General features: G+C 69.2%; 11 protein-coding genes and 1 pseudogene. 2 read left to right on the top strand and 10 right to left on the bottom strand.

Annotated elements, in window-relative coordinates:
* The 5 genes and pseudogenes from Ssi02_RS07325 to rpmE all read right to left on the bottom strand — a co-directional run.
* Positions 1 to 2699 (bottom strand): annotated as a pseudogene (locus Ssi02_RS07325) (hypothetical protein); the annotation flags it as partial.
* A gap of 94 nt (positions 2700 to 2793) precedes the next feature.
* A complete protein-coding gene (locus tag Ssi02_RS07320) occupies positions 2794 to 3459 on the bottom strand; it encodes an L-threonylcarbamoyladenylate synthase (protein WP_204022493.1) in 666 nt (221 codons plus the stop codon).
* An 11-nt stretch (positions 3460 to 3470) separates the two neighbouring features.
* Positions 3471 to 4325, bottom strand: a complete 855-nt coding sequence (prmC, locus tag Ssi02_RS07315) for a peptide chain release factor N(5)-glutamine methyltransferase (protein ID WP_204022490.1) — start codon at positions 4323 to 4325, stop codon at positions 3471 to 3473.
* 7 nt (positions 4326 to 4332) lie between these two features.
* Positions 4333 to 5385 carry a peptide chain release factor 1 gene (prfA, locus tag Ssi02_RS07310; protein ID WP_204022487.1) on the bottom strand — a complete coding sequence of 351 codons (1053 nt, stop codon included), beginning with the start codon at positions 5383 to 5385 and terminating at the stop codon, positions 4333 to 4335.
* Between the two features lie 117 nt (positions 5386 to 5502).
* Positions 5503 to 5721, bottom strand: coding sequence for a 50S ribosomal protein L31 (gene rpmE, locus Ssi02_RS07305; RefSeq protein WP_204022485.1), 219 nt, complete (start codon positions 5719 to 5721; stop codon positions 5503 to 5505).
* A 304-nt stretch (positions 5722 to 6025) separates the two neighbouring features.
* On the opposite strand from rpmE, the gene Ssi02_RS07300 reads away from it, so the two are divergent.
* The gene (locus Ssi02_RS07300; RefSeq protein WP_204022483.1) at positions 6026 to 7177 is read left to right on the top strand and encodes a hypothetical protein; all 1152 of its coding nucleotides are present in this window, start codon (positions 6026 to 6028) and stop codon (positions 7175 to 7177) included.
* A 249-nt stretch (positions 7178 to 7426) separates the two neighbouring features.
* On the opposite strand, the gene Ssi02_RS07295 is transcribed toward Ssi02_RS07300, so the two are convergent.
* From Ssi02_RS07295 to thrC, 5 genes are all read right to left on the bottom strand, one after another.
* Entirely contained in the window at positions 7427 to 8071 is a 645-nt protein-coding gene (locus tag Ssi02_RS07295; protein WP_204022481.1) for a response regulator transcription factor, read from the bottom strand.
* A gap of 112 nt (positions 8072 to 8183) precedes the next feature.
* Positions 8184 to 9500: a sensor histidine kinase gene (locus Ssi02_RS07290; RefSeq protein ID WP_204022479.1), complete on the bottom strand. Its 1317-nt coding sequence runs from the start codon at positions 9498 to 9500 to the stop codon at positions 8184 to 8186.
* A 289-nt stretch (positions 9501 to 9789) separates the two neighbouring features.
* On the bottom strand, positions 9790 to 11787 hold the full coding sequence (gene rho, locus Ssi02_RS07285) for a transcription termination factor Rho (RefSeq protein WP_204022477.1): 1998 nt from the start codon (positions 11785 to 11787) through the stop codon (positions 9790 to 9792).
* Positions 11788 to 12243: 456 nt separating this feature from the next.
* Positions 12244 to 13170 carry a homoserine kinase gene (thrB, locus tag Ssi02_RS07280; RefSeq protein ID WP_204022475.1) on the bottom strand — a complete coding sequence of 309 codons (927 nt, stop codon included), beginning with the start codon at positions 13168 to 13170 and terminating at the stop codon, positions 12244 to 12246.
* Positions 13171 to 13652: 482 nt separating this feature from the next.
* Positions 13653 to 14711, bottom strand: a complete 1059-nt coding sequence (gene thrC / locus Ssi02_RS07275; protein WP_204022472.1) for a threonine synthase — start codon at positions 14709 to 14711, stop codon at positions 13653 to 13655.
* A 404-nt stretch (positions 14712 to 15115) separates the two neighbouring features.
* Between thrC and Ssi02_RS07270 the strand changes: the two genes are divergently transcribed.
* Positions 15116 to 16747, top strand: a complete 1632-nt coding sequence (locus tag Ssi02_RS07270) for a glycosyltransferase family 2 protein (protein ID WP_204022470.1) — start codon at positions 15116 to 15118, stop codon at positions 16745 to 16747.
* Positions 16748 to 16786: the final 39 nt, after the last annotated feature.

The following is a 16786-nucleotide window of genomic DNA, read 5'->3' as shown; positions in this document are numbered from 1 at the left end:
GGGTCCCGATCTTTCGCGTCCCGGTCACCCGTGTCCTGGCCGTTCGCGTCCCGATCGCTCGGGTTCCGATCCTTCGTGTCCCGATCGCTCGGGTCCCGGTCGCTCTGGTCCCGGTCGCCGTCCCGGGTGGAGCCACCGTCACCGGCGTCCCGGCCGGGGTCACGCGACCGTTCGGCCTTGGAATCGCGTTCATCCTCGCTCGTCGCAGGCTCCCCCAGGTATTCGCCTGAGGTGCCGGGGGCGGCACCGGAGCGCTCTCGGGCCTCCGCCATCCCCTCGGGCTCGCGCGACCGCTCCCCCTTGGAGTCCCACTCGTCCTGCTGCGTCTGCGCCGGCTCGTCCACGATCTGCCGGTTCCCTGAGCGATCCGGTTCCCGCGGACTCTCCGCCCTATTCTCCCGGTCCCCGGGGGAATCTCCGCCGTCGACCGGTTCGCCGCCCGTCGCGATCCGGTCGCGCCAAGGCTCCTGGGACCGTTCACCCTTCGTGCCGCGGTCGCCGTCCCCTTCGCGATAACTCGCGTCCTCCACGTCGGTTCCGCGGCCCGCGCCGTCACTCTGGCGGTAACTCGCGTCTTGCACATCGGCCCCACGGCCCACACGGTCGTCTTCGCGATAGCTCGCGTCCTGCACATCGGCCCCGCGGCCCGGGGCGTCGCCGCCCAGGCTCCTCTCGGCGGCTCTGTCGGCCCCGCCAAGCCCCGCGCGCTCCGTGCCGCCGGTGGTGTCACCCTTCGCCTGCCGCGCGTCCGAGGCGGACGTCTCAGGGCTGCCGTCCGCATATTCCACGGTGTCCGGTATCGGGAAATCGGGCTTCACCTTCGGGTCCGGTGTGCCCTCGATCCGGCCCGGAGGCCCGTCCGCCAACGCGTACGGATTCCGGGCGTCCACCTTGGGATCGTTGAGCACGAGATCGTCGGCCCGCGGCGTCTCCATAGGCTGAGCGTTGGCGATCATGTCGCGGATCTCCGCCGGTGTCGGCGGCGGCCCCATGGGCCGCTCGACCACCTTGACCCCGTCGACCTCGACCACCCGCCGACCACCGCGCGTGTCCTGGTCGTCCGGATGATCCTTGCGCGGGGTGTCGATCCGGTCCTGCCCGCTCCCCCGATCCCCGGCCCGATCCCGCTCACTCCCGTCCTTGCCCCGGCTCTCCCCGCGATCGGCGTCCCCACGGCCCCCGTCGTCGGAACGCCCTCCACCGGACGAGTCCGCACCACCCTGACCGCCCGGCTCCTTCGCTCGCGAATCCGGCCGACCGTCGGAGTCCCCACCTCGCGCGCCGGACCGATCACGATCGGAGGACTCACGCCGATCACCGGAGTCCCCGCTCCGCGAATCAGACCGATCACTGTCATCCGGGTGATCCCTACCCGGAGTGTCCACCGACCCCTGACCAGCCGAATCCCCACCACGCACATCAGACCGATCACGATCCGAGGACTCACGCCGATCACCGGAGTCCTTGTTTCGCGGGTCGGAGGCGTCCCGGTCGCTCCCGTCCTTGCTGCGGGTGTCCGCGCGGTCGCGATCGTCGTTCTCCTTGGGGGCCGTCTCCACCCGGTCCTGACCGTCGGAGCTCGCCCCTACGCCGGGGCCCCGCGACTCGCTCTCCGCGTTCCGGGGCAGGTCGGCGCGGTCTCCCTTCGCGCCCTGATCGTTCTTCGGCTCACCGCGGGAATCGCCCCGGCCATCGGCGGCATCCCGCTTGTCCGTAGAGTCCCCGCCGCCACCGGGCCGGTCGGCCTCGCGCTCACCTCTCGACCCGCGCTCCTCCTTGGGCTCATCGCGCTGACCGTCCTTGGACCCCTCGGATCCACCTCGGCCGCTGTCCGCGCCTCCACCCTTGGAGTCCTTTTCACCCTTGTCAGAGGGCTGGTCGCCCTTGGCGCCGTCCTTGCCGCTGTCATGTCCTTGGTCGCCCTTGGCGCCACCCTCGGCACCCTTGTCGCCCTTGGCAGTGCCGTCGGCATCCTTGGGGTCCTTGCCGGCTTCGGGTTTCTCGACTTTGGCATCGCCCCCGACTTTGGCATCGCCCCCGACTTTGGCGTCGCCTCCGGTTTTGGCATCGCCGTCGGCGCCTTTGCCGTCCTTAGAATCCTCGGCGCCTTTACCACCCTTAGCGCCGTCGGCGTCCTTGGCGTCCTTGCCGGCTTCCGGCTTGTCGCCCTTGGCATCACCCTCGGCGCCCTTGCCGGCTTCCGGCTTGTCGGCCTTCGTGTCGGCGCCCTTCTGGGCCTCGCCGCTCTTGGCGTCGCCGGTGCCCCCGGAGCCGGGATCCACCTTGCGCTGGCCCTCGCCCTGGGCCTGACCTTGGCCTTCGTTCTGCTTCTTGTCGTCGGGCGACTCGTTCTTGGCGTCGCCGCCTGCGTTGTCGCCGCCTGCGTTGCCGCCGTCTGTCGTGCCGGTGGAGCCGCCGTCCGCGGGGCGCGCCTGGCCGTCGACCGGAGGGGCGGAGGCGGAGACCCGCTGTTTCTCTTCCTTCTCCAAAAGCTCGACCCGCCGGGTGACCTCACGAATCATGCGGTCGATGTTCTCGGCGATCTGGGAGGGCGGGTAGACGATACGGGCGGGTAGCCCCGCCGCGCTCAGCATCTGCGTGATCCGACCCTCGATGGATCTCATCTGGGAGGCCGCGTTCTTGACCTCTGCCAGCAGCCCGCGGACGAGCTGGGGATCCATTCCGTCGAACTTACCCATCGACTCTCCCGGATGTATCGGCCAACATCACGGTAACCGCGCGAAAGCCCTACGTCCCCAGGAATGACCAAGGAAATATTGAGTTGGTATGGAACTAACTTGAGGTCTCTGGTTCCTCGTCCGTCGCGACGTAGCCGACGATGCCCCGTAGCTTTTGCACGGAGATGACTCCTCGCCGCAACACACGCGGCACCGCCGTGGTGAGATCGAGGATCGTGGACGGCGTGTTGACGTCGCGCACACCGCCGTCGAGATAGACCGCCACCGACTCGCCGAGCTGCGCCTCGGCCTCGGCGACCGAGACGGGGGCGGGGGCTCCCGTGCGGTTGGCGCTGCTCACTGCCAGCGGACCGGTCTCTTTGAGCAGCTCGATCGCGATCGGGTCGTCCGGCATGCGGAGGGCGACGGTGCCCTTGGTCTCTCCGAGATCCCACGACAGGGATCGGTTGACCCGGCAGACCAGCGTCAGCGGACCGGGCCAGAACTCGTCGATGAGATCCTGGCCGTAGAGGCCGAGACCGTCGACGAGGGCGGTGGCCGCCAACGTGGTGCCGACCAGCACGGGCACCGGCATGTCGCGCCCGCGCCCCTTGGCCTCCAGCAAGGCGTTGACACCGGTGCGGCTAAAGGCGTCGGCGCCCAAGCCGTAGACCGTGTCCGTGGGCAACACGACCAATTCGCCCTTTTGAAGCACGGCGACGGCGTCGGTCAGCGCCGCGGCACGCTGCTTGTCGTCTGTGCAGTCATAACGTCGGCTCACGGCTCGTCATCCTATTCCTGGCCGAAGCGAGCCGTGACATAGCGATCCCGGCGGGTCAGGTCCTGGTGGACGCGGACGTCGCGCCAGCCGTTGTCCTCCGGGAAGGTCAAATAGACCGAACGGCCCTGCTCGTCGGCGTGCTCGACGGCGACGAGCCCGCCGGGGCGCAGCAGCCGCCGCGCGGTGCGCTCGACGGCACGGACCTCTTGGAGGCCGTCCCGGCCCGAGCCGTACAACGCGCGGGCGGGGTCGTAGTCACGCACCTCGGGGTCGCGCGGGACGGCGCCGGGGGGGATGTAGGGCGGGTTGGAGATCACCAGGTCGACCTGCCCGTTGAGCTCGGGCAGGCAGTCGGCGAGGTCTTCGGGATGGAGCGTGACCCGGCCCTGGCCGTGCTCGGAGATGTTGCGCTTGGCCCAGCCGTAGGCGTCGGGGTCGACCTCGACGGCGTGCACCTGGGCGAGCGCGACCTCCTGGGAGATCGACAGGGCGATGGCCCCCGAGCCGGTGCCGAGGTCGACGACGACGGGCGCGGCGACGTCCATCTCGTTGAGCCGCTCGATCGCCCAGCCGGCGACCACCTCGGTCTCGGGCCTGGGCACGAAGACACCCGGCCCCACGTCAAGGGAGAGGTAGCGGAAGTAGGCCCTGCCGGTGATGTGCTGGAGGGGCTCGCGGGACTCCCTGCGCGACACGCCCTCCCAGAACAGCGCGTCGAAATCGGCGTCTTTGACCGTATGGAGCTCAGCCCGGCGCACCCCGTGAACGAATGCGGCGATCTCTTCGGCATCCGTGCGCGGGGAGGGCACCCCGGCCTCGGCCAGGCGGGCGGTCGCGAGAGCGATCTCGTCGAGCAGAAAGGTCATGGCAGGCCTAGGAATGGGCGGCGAGCTTCTCCGCCATCTCGGCATCGGTCAGCGCCTGGATCACGGCGGAGAGTTCGCCGTCCAGAACCTGATCGAGGTTATACGCCTTGAAGCCGACACGGTGATCGGAGATGCGATTCTCGGGAAAGTTGTAGGTTCTCACACGCTCGGAGCGGTCGACCGTGCGGACCTGGGATTTGCGGTCGGCAGCCGCCGCCGCCTCGGCCTCCTCCTGCGCGATGGAGAGCAGCCGGGCCCGCAGGATGCGCAGCGCCGACTCCTTGTTCTGCAACTGGCTCTTCTCGTTTTGGCAGGAGACGACCACACCTGTCGGCACATGCGTGATGCGGACCGCCGAGTCGGTGGTGTTGACGCTCTGCCCGCCGGGCCCGGAGCTGCGGAAGACGTCGATGCGCAGGTCGTTGGCGTCGATCTGCACGTCGACCTCCTCGGCCTCGGCGTAGACGAGGACGCCGGCGGCGGAGGTGTGGATGCGCCCCTGGGACTCGGTGACCGGCACCCGCTGCACGCGGTGCACGCCGCCCTCGTATTTGAGCCGGGACCAGACGCCCTCGTTGCCCTTGCCCTTGATCGCGACCGTGACGTCCTTGTAGCCGCCGAGGTCGGAGTGCTGGGCGTCGATGACCTCGGCCTTCCAGCCGGTGCGCTCGGCGTAGCGGAGATACATGCGCAGCAGGTCACCCGCGAACAGCGCGGACTCCTCACCGCCCTCACCGGCCTTGATCTCCATGATGATGTCCTTGTCATCATTGGGATCGCGCGGGATGAGCAGGTGACGGAGCTTTTCCTCCAGCACGGGGATGCGGGCCGCGAGCTCGGCGGCCTCGTCGGCGAACGACTGGTCCTCGCCGGCCAGCTCCTTGGCCGCCGCCAGGTCCTCGCGCACGGTGATGAGCTCGCGGTAGGTCGCGACGATCGGGGTCAGCTCCGCGTAACGCTTGCCATATGACCGAGCCTTGTTCTGGTCGGCGTGCACGCTGGGATCGGCCAGCTTGAGTTCAAGCTCGGCGTGTTCACCGAGCAGCTCGTCGAGATTCACGTCGCATCCCTCCGTGGCGGAAAAGGCCCCTCATCACCAAGAACGCCGACCCGGCGCACCCCAGCACCGTGCGGGCAGCACAGTGCGGGTGAGATCCGGGTCGGCGCCTGACGCGAGCTACTTGCTCTCGGCCTTCTTGCCGAAGCGCTTCTCGAAGCGGGCCACCCGGCCGCCGGTGTCGAGGATCTTCTGCTTGCCCGTGTAGAACGGGTGGCAGGCGGAGCACACATCAGCGTGGATGGTGCCGTTCTTGGCGGTGCTGCGCGTGGTGAAGGAGTTGCCGCAGGTGCAGGTCACCTGGGTCACCACGTAATCGGGGTGGATGTCACGCCTCATGATCGGTTTCCTCTCGACTTCGCGGTCGCCGGATCGCCCGCACCCCGACAAGCCCTCAGCCGAGGGACTCGCTCAGCCGCGCAAGCGGCCGGCGGGGGCGAACCCCCGATCGTGGTGGGCGGACGGGAACCGGTACCGCTTCGGTTCGGCTACCAGTGTGCCAGACGCTTGAACCTCCCCAGGCCACGGAACATTCCCCAGCGGACCCCCCGGATCGGGTAGCAGGCGCAACTGCCGTCACACTAGGCTCCGGACCCCAAACCGTAACTTACTTATCACTAAACGATGTAAGGGGCATCGCATCATGAAGAAGGGCACACGGTTGCTTTTAGCAGCCGCCTCGGGGGCAGCCGTCTTCGCGGGTGGTCTGGCCTCGGCAGTGGCGCCGGTCGCCGCCGCTCCGAAATGCGTCGGAGGGAGCGACATCACGAAACTTGAAGTCAAGGACGCCTTCGTCCCCTTCAAGACTGACAACAAGGTCACCGTCACGGCAACGGTGAAGGACCTGTGGAAGAAGGCCGACGGCAAGTGGAGCCGCAAGGGCGGCACCGGCACCGACAAGGACCAGGCCGTACCCGACCTGACCAAGCTCGCCGCCACGATCACCAAGGTCGGCAACAGCACGCCGGCCACGCTCACCGACTTCCAGCTGCCCGCCGCGCCGACCGTCACGGACGCGAACGAGCGGGCGGAGTCCCTCGGCACCGCATCGGTCACCACCACCTTCACCATCACGAAGGACGACAAGCACGGCAAGTGGGTCCTTCAGCTGACCCCGACCCGCGGCAGCGGCTCCGCCGCGTGTGACGAGGAGATCGCCGTCGACCCGGTCGTCGCGGTGACCGGCGCGCTCATCTCTCCCAACCCCGTCACCGTCAAGTCGGGCGACGAGACCAAGGTCAGCGTCAAGGCCGAGGTGAACGGCGTGCGCAAGGACGCCGGCAAGGTCACCGCCAGGCTGGTGAGCGACACCACCGACGAGTACTACGACCTGGGCGAGCTGGAAACCCGCGACAACGACGGCATCTTCCGCGGCTCGGCCTACATGGACGGCACCACCACGACCGGCGACTGGACCCTCGAGGTCGTGGCCAAGCGCGGCGACGACAGCATCAAGGGCACCCGCGGCTTCACCGTCGTACGCGGCGCCGCGAGCAAGCTCCGCTCCTCCATCGTCTTCAAGGTGACCCCGCGCTCGCTGAAGGCCGGGAAGTACATCAAGGCCTACGGCACCGTCTACCGCGGCTACTCCCCGTGGAAGAGCAAGCTCGTCAACGTCTACTTCAAGAGCAAGGGCGGCGACTGGAGGCTGGTCACGAGCGCCGGCACCACCAAGTCCGGCAAGTTCGCCAAGAAGATCAAGGCCAAGCGCGACGGCTACTACCGCGTCAAGGTCGCGGGCACCAGCCGTACCTACGGCAAGACCTCCCGCGCCATCAGCGTCAACGTCCGATAGCGCGCCGGTGAAATAAGCTCATCCTGCGGAGATCGGCACGGATGTCGTGGGGCATCACGTGCCGATCGCCAAGCGCCGCGGCAGCCGGCCGGCGAGCCGCGAGCAAGCCGCTGAGTACGGCGGGAGCCTGCTATCCGGGCTCCCGCCGTACGGCGTCAGAGGCCGCGAAACGTTCGACACCCCGGGGAAACGGCAGGCAGAGCCGACGGTCCGCATCCGGCACCCTGCGCCCGGCCGGCCCCCACCCGATCAACGCCGGAGATAGGTCAGCACCGCCAGCACCCTGCGGTGATCTTCGGTAGCCGGTTCAAGACCGAACTTCGCGAAAATTCCGGAGATGTGCTTCTCCACCGCCCCCTCGGTGATGGTCATCCGTGAGGCGACGGCCGCGTTCGACCGTCCCTCCGCCATCAGGGCGAGCACCTCACGCTCCCGGGCGGTCAGCATGTGCAGGGGGTCGTCCCTGCGCCGCCGGCTCAGCAGCTGGACCACGACCTCGGGATCGATGACCGTCCCCCCTGCCGCCACCCTGCGCACCGCGGCGAGAAACTCGGCCACATCCGCGACTCGCTCCTTGAGCAGGTAACCCACCGCGGCAGCCCCCCGGCCGACGAGCTCGGTGGCATAGCTCTCCTCGACATATTGCGAGAGCACGAGAATCGGCAGGCCAGGCCGCTGCTTGCGGGCTTCGAGGGCGGCGCGCAGCCCCTCGTCCGTGTGGCTCGGCGGCATGCGCACATCGACGAGCGCGAGGTCTGGACGGTGCTCTTGGACCGCTCTCACCAGCCCCGGCCCGTCACCGACCACTTCCACGGTCTCGATGCCGCCGTCGGCCAGGAGGCGCACGAGCCCCTCGCGCAGAAGCACGGAATCCTCAGCGATCACCACACGCACGCTGTCACACTAACCACCGCCGCCTTCCATTCACAGGGCAAAACCACATGGAGCAGGGGTGCCTCCCCGGAGATTCCACGGACCGCGAGATCCCACGGGAGCACCACCGGGCTCACCACTCACACGGCAACACGGCCCGGAGCAGGGTCGGCCCCCCAGCGGGGCTGTCGATCGACAGGATGCCGTCGATGGTGGCGGCCCGGTCGGCGAGGCCCGCCAGACCGCCGCCCGGGGTCGTCACCGCGCCGCCTAGGCCGTTGTCGAAGACCTCGACCACCACCCGGTCCAGCTCGCGGGACACCCGGATCGACGCCTCGGTCGCCGCCGAGTGTTTGGTGATGTTGGCGAGGGACTCGGCGACGGTGAAGTAGGCGATGCTCTCGACCGCAGCCGGCGGGCGTTCGCCGAGGTCGACCGAGACGTCCACATGGATGGCGGATCGGGCGGCGAGCGCCGACAACGCGGCGTCCAGCCCGCGGTCGGTGAGAATCGCCGGATAGATCCCGCGGGCCAGGTCGCGCAGCTCGGCGATGGCGGCCTTGGTGCTGAGGTGGGCCTGGGCGACGAGTTCCCAGGCGGCGCCCGGATCGTCCCCCATTTTCTCCTGGGCCCGGCCGAGATCCATCGCGACCGACAGGAGGCGCTGCTGAGCGCCGTCGTGGAGGTCGCGCTCGATCCTGCGCCGCTCGGCCTCTGCCGCGTCGACCCCCCGGGCCCGGCTGGCCTGCAACCGAGCGGCACGTTCGGCGAGTTCACGCTGGTCGGGGCCGAGCAGAGCGCCGCCGAGTGTGGCGTGGAGCCACGCCAGGCCGCGCACGCCGTACAACGTGAGGCCGAACAGCAGCACCCCGACCGGCACCGCGAGGAACGCCTCGGTCCAGGTGTCGAGGACCAGCGAGGCGGTGATCGACAAGCCTTCGCCGGCCAGGAGGAACAGCGGGGCGGTGAGGAACCCGAAGGTGCACACCCACAGCACGATCATGACGACGGTCTCCACCACCCCGAGCGGGAGCAGAAGCAGGAGATAAGCGAGATCCCGCCAGGTAGCGGGATCGGCGAGCATCCACGTGATCCGCCGGATCAAACCGGCGTCCTGTGGCTTCGGGAGATAGGGGCGGGGGATATCCACGCCGAAGGCCAGCCGGATCAGCCGCCGATGCCACATCGCCGCGCCCCGCCACACCACCATCGTCAGCGCCGCGAGCGGCACCCCCACCCAGAAGAAGATCAGCGACAGCGACACCGAAAGCCCGACGCTGACCACGAGGAACCAGAGCGTCCCGAACCCCAGCCCCATCACGAGGTACGGCAAAGCCCGCCAGGTAGCGGGATCGACGAGGAGGCCGATCGGCCCCTTCGGGCCAAGTGGCACCCTGTCGCGTAGTGGGGCTTGTGCCGTACGCGTCCCCATAGCCATGTCGGCAGCCATGTTCCTTCCGCTCCTCGCTTCACGCCACGCATGGATTGCCCGGAATTCTCCACCTAGACGGACTTCAGGCTGCCGTAAACCAGGGGCGCGGTGAATGGAGCGGGCAGGCGTTCTCACCCTAGGGATAGCCCCATTGCCGGAAGATCACACATGATGTTGCGCTCTTCCCGCGAAGCGGGCGGGGAGGGGCACGTGAACGGCCGGAGACGCCGAAGGACGGGCCGCCGCTCGGCGGCCCGTCCTTCATGCGTGTGCGTGCCCGGCGGAATCCGCCGGGGCGCCGCGAGTGTCAGTCGCGGTCGGAGCTGACCGTGGTCTTCTGCACCTGGAGCAGGAACTCCGCGTTGGACTTGGTCTCCTTCATCTTCTCAAGGAGCAGCTCCAGCGCCTGCTGCATGTCGAGCGCGTGGAGCACCCGGCGGAGCTTCCAGACGATCTGCAGCTCGTCCTTGGACATCAGGATCTCTTCCTTGCGCGTGCCGGACGCGTCGACGTCGACCGCGGGGAAGATGCGCTTGTCCGCCAGAGAGCGGTTGAGCTTGAGCTCGGCGTTGCCGGTGCCCTTGAACTCCTCGAAGATGACCTCGTCCATCTTGGAGCCCGTCTCGACGAGCGCCGTGGCGAGGATCGTCAGGGAGCCGCCGTTCTCGATGTTGCGGGCGGCGCCGAAGAAACGCTTCGGCGGGTAGAGCGCGGTCGAGTCGACACCACCGGACAGGATGCGGCCCGAGGCGGGCGCGGCCAGGTTGTAGGCGCGGCCGAGACGGGTGATCGAGTCGAGCAGCACGACGACGTCGTGACCGAGCTCCACCAGACGCTTGGCGCGCTCGATGGCGAGCTCGGCGACCGTGGTGTGGTCTTCGGCCGGACGGTCGAAGGTCGAGTGGATGACCTCGCCCTTGACCGACCGCTGCATGTCGGTGACCTCTTCGGGGCGCTCGTCGACGAGCACGACCATGAGGTGGCACTCGGGGTTGTTGCGCGTGATCGCGTTGGCGATGGCCTGGAGCACCATGGTCTTGCCCGCCTTGGGCGGGGAGACGATGAGCCCGCGCTGGCCCTTGCCGATCGGCGACACGAGGTCGATGATGCGGGTGGTCAGGACGTTGGGCTCGGTCTCAAGGCGCAGGCGCTCCTGCGGGTAGAGCGGCGTGAGCTTGTTGAAGTCGGGCCTGTTGCGCCCCTGGTCGGGGTCCATGCCGTTGACGGTGTCGAGGCGCACGAGCGCGTTGAACTTCTCGCGCCGCTCGCCGTCGCGGGGCTGGCGCACCGCGCCGGTGATGACGTCGCCCTTGCGGAGCCCGTGCCTGCGGATCTGCGCCAGCGAGACGTAGACGTCGTTGGCGCCGGGCAGGTAGCCGCTGGTGCGCACGAAGGCGTAGTTGTCGAGGATGTCGAGGATGCCGGCGATCGGGATGAGGACGTCGTCCTCGGCGATCATCGGCTCGTTGTCGGAGAAGCGGTCGCGACCGCGGCGGTTGCGCTCGCGGAACCGGCCGCGGCGCCCGCGGCGGTCGTCGTCCTGGTCGCCGCCCCGGCTCTGGTCACCGCGGCTCTGACCGCGGTCGCCGGCGTCGGCGGCGCGCTGGTCGGAACGGCTGTCGCCCCGGTCACGGCTGTCGCGGCTGTCACGGCGGTCGGAACGGTCGGAACGGTCAGAACGGTCCATGCGGTCGCTCCGCTCGGACCTGTCGCCGCGCTCGGCGCGGTCGCCCCGCTCGGAGCGGTCGGAGCGGTCAGAGCGGTCAGAGCGGTCGCCGCGGGTGCGGCGCTCGCGACGGCCCTCGCCGCGCTCGGGCCTGGCCTCGGCCTGCGGGGCCTCCCGCTGCTCGACGACCGGCTCGGCGGCGGCGATCACCGGCGCCTGCTCGGCGGCGACGGGCTCGGGTGCCGGCTCGGGCGCCGCCGCGGGACGCGAACGCTCGCGCCGGGTGCGGGTCGGGCGCTCGGCCGGAGCCGGGGCCGCGGCCTCGGCCGGCTGGGCGGCCTTGGCGGTGCGCGGGGCGGCTGCGGCGGTCGCGCCGGCCTCGCTGTCGGTGGCGGCCGTGGTGCCGTCACCGGACACACCCTGCTTCTCCTGGATGGCCGCGATGAGCTGGCTCTTGCGCATCCGCCCGGTCCCGCTGATGCCGAGACCGGAGGCCATCGCCTGCAGCTCAGGCAGCACCATGGCCGAGAGGCCGGTGCCGGAGCGACGGCGCGGTCGCGCCGCGCGCGCAGGGGTGTCTCCGGCCGCCGGCTGCGTGGCCGCGCCGGTGTCGGAGAGGAGTTCGGTGGTGTCGCTCAACTAAGGGTCCTTCCCAGGGGTCGGGCGCCGGACATGATCGGTCGGACGTCCCGTTGGTGCGACCCGGCGGGACAGACCGGGTCGGACTGCACGAATTTCGGAGGTGTAACCATGCCTTCCGGCCGTCCGGCAGGACGGCCGTCATGGTCAGGAACTGGTGCGTTCATGGGATCACCGTCGAGATTCGCCAGCGGTGGGGGTCCGGAGGTTTCCCCCCGGGGTGGTACCGCCAACCAGATGTCGAATGATTCGAACGCGCAAGTCCCCTCAAACGCCGGCTCTCGCCGCGCCAACCGGGTGTGGGCCAACCGGAGGCAATGAACTCAGGGAGACCGCCGTGACGCACGGTGCAGCGATGTGAGACTGACCAGCACGCACCCAACAAGGGGGCATCTGATGCGGCTATCAGCCTAACATCACCAGCGCACACAGCTATTCCCTGAAGGTCTAATAGGATCAGCGTGTCTCGGGAGACCGAACGTGCGAACCGGTTGTTTCGACGTCCAGTGGCTGGATGTGCCAGGGAGTACCCACTACTGAGGCGATCAAATCCTGAGATTTCGCTGACAAGAATGCGAGGACGGTGGGGCCTGCCCCGGAGACCACCGCCGGGATGCCCACTGCACGAAGACGTTTTACCAGATCGAGGGTGTCCGGCATCGCAGGCGCGCGATAATCCTGATGCAGCCGATCTTCTGTCGCGGCCAGTAGAAGATCGGTTTTTGGGCCCTGCATGAGAGCCGCGATCAGAAGCGCGGCCCGCCCGGCATTGGCGGCCGCGTCGGCGTGCGGCACCTCGGCGGGCAGCAACCCTCGCGCCACCTCGGTGGACAACCGCTCGGCGGGGATGATCGCCACCGGACGGTGCCCGGCGTGCGGGATCAGTTTCTCGACGTGTGGCACCCCCGACGGATCGGTCCACGCGATGGTCAAGCCGCCGTAGAGGCAGGGTGCGACGTTGTCGGGATGCCCCTCCATCTCGGTGGCCAGGGCAAAAACCTCGTCATCGGTCATCTCCGGAGCGCACAGCGCCCGCGCGGCGAGGATACCGGCGCAGATGGCGGCGGACGAGGAGCCGAGCCCACGGGCGTGCGGGATGCGGTTGACACACTTGAGCCGGATGCCCGCCGGCCGCTCCACACCGGCCCGGGCGAGCGCGGCGAACATCGCGCGCACGATCAGATGCCCCTCACCGAGGTCAAGATCGCCCGCTCCCTCCCCCTCGACCTGTACGGCGACGCCGGGCACGGCGCCGTCCCCGCGCGTGACCGTGACCTCGACGTCGTCGAACAGAGTGAGCGCGAGTCCCAGCGAGTCGAAGCCGGGGCCCAGATTGGCGGACGTGGCGGGCACACGGACGACGACTGTCGTGCTCTCGGGCATGGTCCCCTCGGAAGGAATCGCGTCGATGGAATCGTTGTCGGTTCGGATGGAAAAACCTGGTGAAAACCCAGGGTCAACGGCAGGGTCACAGGCCCCGGCGCCGGGACGGCGGGGCGAGCCCCGCGCCCGGCCTCGGACACCTCGATCCCGGACACACACCCCGGAACACACACCCCGGCCCCCTCCGGGACCCGACGCCCCGAACCCGCGAAACGCGAGGTGGCGCGACATCGGATCGCACAACGGTGACCGATCAGCACCGCGTTGACCGATCAGCACAATGTTGATTGATCAGCACAAATGTTGACCGATCAGCACAGTGTTGACGATCAGCACAGTGTTGCCGATCAGCACAGTGCGGGCTGATCGGCACGCTGTGGACCGATCTGCACCATATGAGCTGATCAGCATGTGTGGACCGATCAGATCGAATCCACACCCGCGGACCCGGCTCGTCGCGGGCGGACCCGCGCCTGCCGCGCTCAGGCCAGTTCGAGCGCGAGCGCCGCGGCGTGCGCGTCGATCGGGATCGTGACCGGCGAGGGCGCACCTGAGATGGCCCAGTCGGGGTCTTTCAGGCCGTTGCCGGTAACCGTACAGACCACCCGCTGCCCTCGTGCGATCGCCCCCTGCTCACACGCCTGGAGCAGGCCGGCGACGCTGGCGGCGGAGGCGAGCTCGACGAACACGCCCTCCTCCTGCGCGAGCAGCTTGTAGGCGGCGGCGATCTGGCGGTCGGTGACGGCCTGGATCGCGCCACCCGACTCGTCGCGCGCGGCCTCGGCGAGATGCCACGACGCCGGGTTGCCGATGCGGATCGCGGTGGCGATGGTGTGCGGCCTGGTCACCGGAGCGCCGGTGACGATCGGGGCGGCGCCGCTGGCCTGGAAGCCGAACATGCGCGGCGCCCGCGTGGCGGTGCCGTCCGCCGCGTATTCGCTATAGCCCATCCAGTAGGCCGAGATGTTGCCGGCGTTGCCCACCGGGATGCAGTGCACGTCGGGCGCGTCGCCGAGGGCGTCGACGATCTCGAAGGCCGCGGTCTTCTGCCCCTGGAGGCGGTATGGGTTCACCGAGTTGACCAGGGCGATCGGGTAATTTTCCGACAATTTTCTGGTCATCTCCAGACAATCGTCGAAGGAACCCTCGACCTGGAGCAGTTTGGCGCCGTGCACGAGCGCCTGGGCGAGCTTGCCCATGGCGATCTTGCCGCGGGGCACGAGCACCGCGCAGGTGAGCCCGGCACGCACCGCGTAGGCGGCGGCGGAGGCACTGGTGTTGCCCGTAGAGGCGCAGATGACCGCCTTGGCCCCCTCTTCCACGGCCTTGCTGATGGCCATGGTCATGCCGCGGTCTTTGAAGCTGCCGGTCGGGTTGGCGCCCTCCACCTTGAGGTGCACCTCACAGCCCGTGAGCGCGGAAACCACGCGAGCCGGGAGCAGTGGGGTGCCTCCCTCGAGGAGAGTGACAACCGGCGTCGTCGCGGTCACGGGAAGCCGGTCACGGTATTCCTCGATCAGGCCACGCCACGCCCTGGTCATGATTTCTCCTTATGCGCCGGGCTGCTCAGAGGGGCCATCGGCGCGCTACCGCTGTGTTTGCTGACAGAGTCTACGGGCATCCACGGAGCGCCGTTGGAGGCGGTTTCACCATGTGGACCGAGCCACGGCACACGATGACGGAGCCGCCGCACGAGAGTCGGCGACAAATTATCGCTAACAGCGCGTTAACGCGATCGATGAATAGTCTTTGATCGTGAGCCATGTTCTACTCGACCGACGATCGACCGTCCGGCGCCACCGGCAGTGGCCGCCGCCGGTCGGATTCGCCGAGGCCGGCGCGACGCGCCAAGAGTGCGGGCCAGGCTCAGGCAACGATCAGTAACGATCAGCAGGGTCCAACGATCAATACGATCACCGGTGACTTTTAGGAGGAGTGTCTGACGATGACGGGTGGAGCGAGTCGCATCGCCGCGCCGGACTCTTCGCCGCCCGGCAGGCCGCAGGCTCCCCCGGGGCCGGGCACCCGCCGGGCCGGGCAGCCGCTGATCAGGCACAACGACTATTCGCCGATCTCGCCGCCGCCCCTGTCGGGCTGGACTCCCTCGCTCAGCGTCAGCGTCGTGGTGCCCGCCCACTGCAACCAGGAGGCGCTCGACCTCACACTCGCCGCGCTCGCCGCGCAGACCTACCCGGCGCATCTCATGGAGGTCGTGGTCGTCGACGACGGCAGCGCGCCGCCGCTGCGCCTCCCCGGGATCGCCCCCGAGCACACGCGTCTCGTCCGTCTCGGCCGCGAGGCCCGCGACGGCGAATGGGGCATCGCCCACGCGGTCAACATGGGGGTGCGCGCCGCCGAGGGCGAGCTGATCCAGCGCCTCGACGCCGACATGGTCACCTGCCGCGAGCACATCAAGGCCCTGGCCCGTTGGCACCACAAGGCCCACCACCTCGTGACCATCGGCATCAAACGGTTCACCGACGACGTGTCCCACTCACCGGGCGACGTGCACGACAAGGTGGCCATGGGCGCGTTCGAGGCGCTTTTCCCGGCGGAGTCCACCGTCCCCAGTTCGACGTCCGCGACCATCGCCCGCACCGACGGGCTACGTACCAGCCGCAATCCCTACCACGTGTGCACGGGTCCCACCCTGTCCCTGCGCAAGGAGACATTTCAGGCCGTGGGAGGGCTGGACACGCAGGTGCTCAGGGGGGAGGACACCGAGTTCGCCTACCGGCTCGCCATGCACGGGGTCGTGTTCATTCCCGACATGGCAGCCGACGCGGTCCATCTCGGGCTGCCCTCCCAGCGCCGCGAGCCCGGGCGGGCCGTCCGGGCCGTTGAGCCCTTCCTCGCGCACCGGGTGCCGCTCCGGCGCGATCTGCGCAAGGAGCCGGGGCGACACTGGCTTGTGCCGTACATCGAGATCGTCTTCGAGGTCGGCGGGGTGGCGCAGGAGGTCGTGCGCGAGGGGGTTGGCGCGGCGCTGAGCGGATCGTTGCAGGATGTGGTGGTGACGTTGATCGCACCGTGGTCGGCGCTGCCCGCGGGCCGCCGGCCGGTGCTGGAGGATCCGTCGTTCGACCTGCGCGCCCTGCGGGAGCACTACTCGCACGACGAGCGGGTGCGGCTGCGGGACGAGGTGGCGGTGAGCCCGTCGCCCGTGCCATACCGATATGTCGGGCCTGTCGACGTCCCGCTCGGGCGGCGGACCTTGGAGAAGATGGTGGAAACCGTCCAGCGGGAACGCCCGGGTGTGCTCGTGATCGACCTCCCCGGCGGACGCACCGCCACATTGGAGCGCACAGACGCCCTCAACCGCGCCCGCCTCCTCGCCGCCCCCGGCGACGACCTGCGGGAGATCGTCGACGCCACCCACGGCATACGGCGGAGCCAGGCGAGCGACTACTGGCCCGCGCCACGCCGTCCTGTGCCGGCCGCCGCCGAGTCCGCCGCCCCGGAGCGTGACGCAGCCAAACCCGCACCCTCCGGCGCCGCACAACCGCCTGCCGGGAAACGCGAGGCCCCCCCGGAGAGCTGGCTGGCCAAGATGCGCGACGCCCTTCAGCGCCGCTGACCCGCCGCCCTCCAGCGCCGCTGACTCGGCGCCGGACGG

The organism is Sinosporangium siamense, from assembly GCF_016863435.1.
GTDB lineage: Bacteria > Actinomycetota > Actinomycetes > Streptosporangiales > Streptosporangiaceae > Sinosporangium > Sinosporangium siamense.
The sequence above is the reverse complement of the archived record's forward strand: the minus strand, read 5'-3'. Positions and strand labels throughout refer to the sequence as shown.

Coding starts and splice junctions, on each gene's coding strand:
- prmC (WP_204022490.1), bottom strand. CDS start 4,325: ATGACCTTTCTGCTCGACGAGATCGCTCTCGCGACCGCCCGCCTGGCC.
- rpmE (WP_204022485.1), bottom strand. CDS start 5,721: ATGAGGCGTGACATCCACCCCGATTACGTGGTGACCCAGGTGACCTGC.
- Ssi02_RS07300 (WP_204022483.1), top strand. CDS start 6,026: ATGAAGAAGGGCACACGGTTGCTTTTAGCAGCCGCCTCGGGGGCAGCC.
- Ssi02_RS07290 (WP_204022479.1), bottom strand. CDS start 9,500: ATGGCTGCCGACATGGCTATGGGGACGCGTACGGCACAAGCCCCACTA.
- thrB (WP_204022475.1), bottom strand. CDS start 13,170: ATGCCCGAGAGCACGACAGTCGTCGTCCGTGTGCCCGCCACGTCCGCC.
- thrC (WP_204022472.1), bottom strand. CDS start 14,711: ATGACCAGGGCGTGGCGTGGCCTGATCGAGGAATACCGTGACCGGCTT.
- Ssi02_RS07270 (WP_204022470.1), top strand. CDS start 15,116: ATGACGGGTGGAGCGAGTCGCATCGCCGCGCCGGACTCTTCGCCGCCC.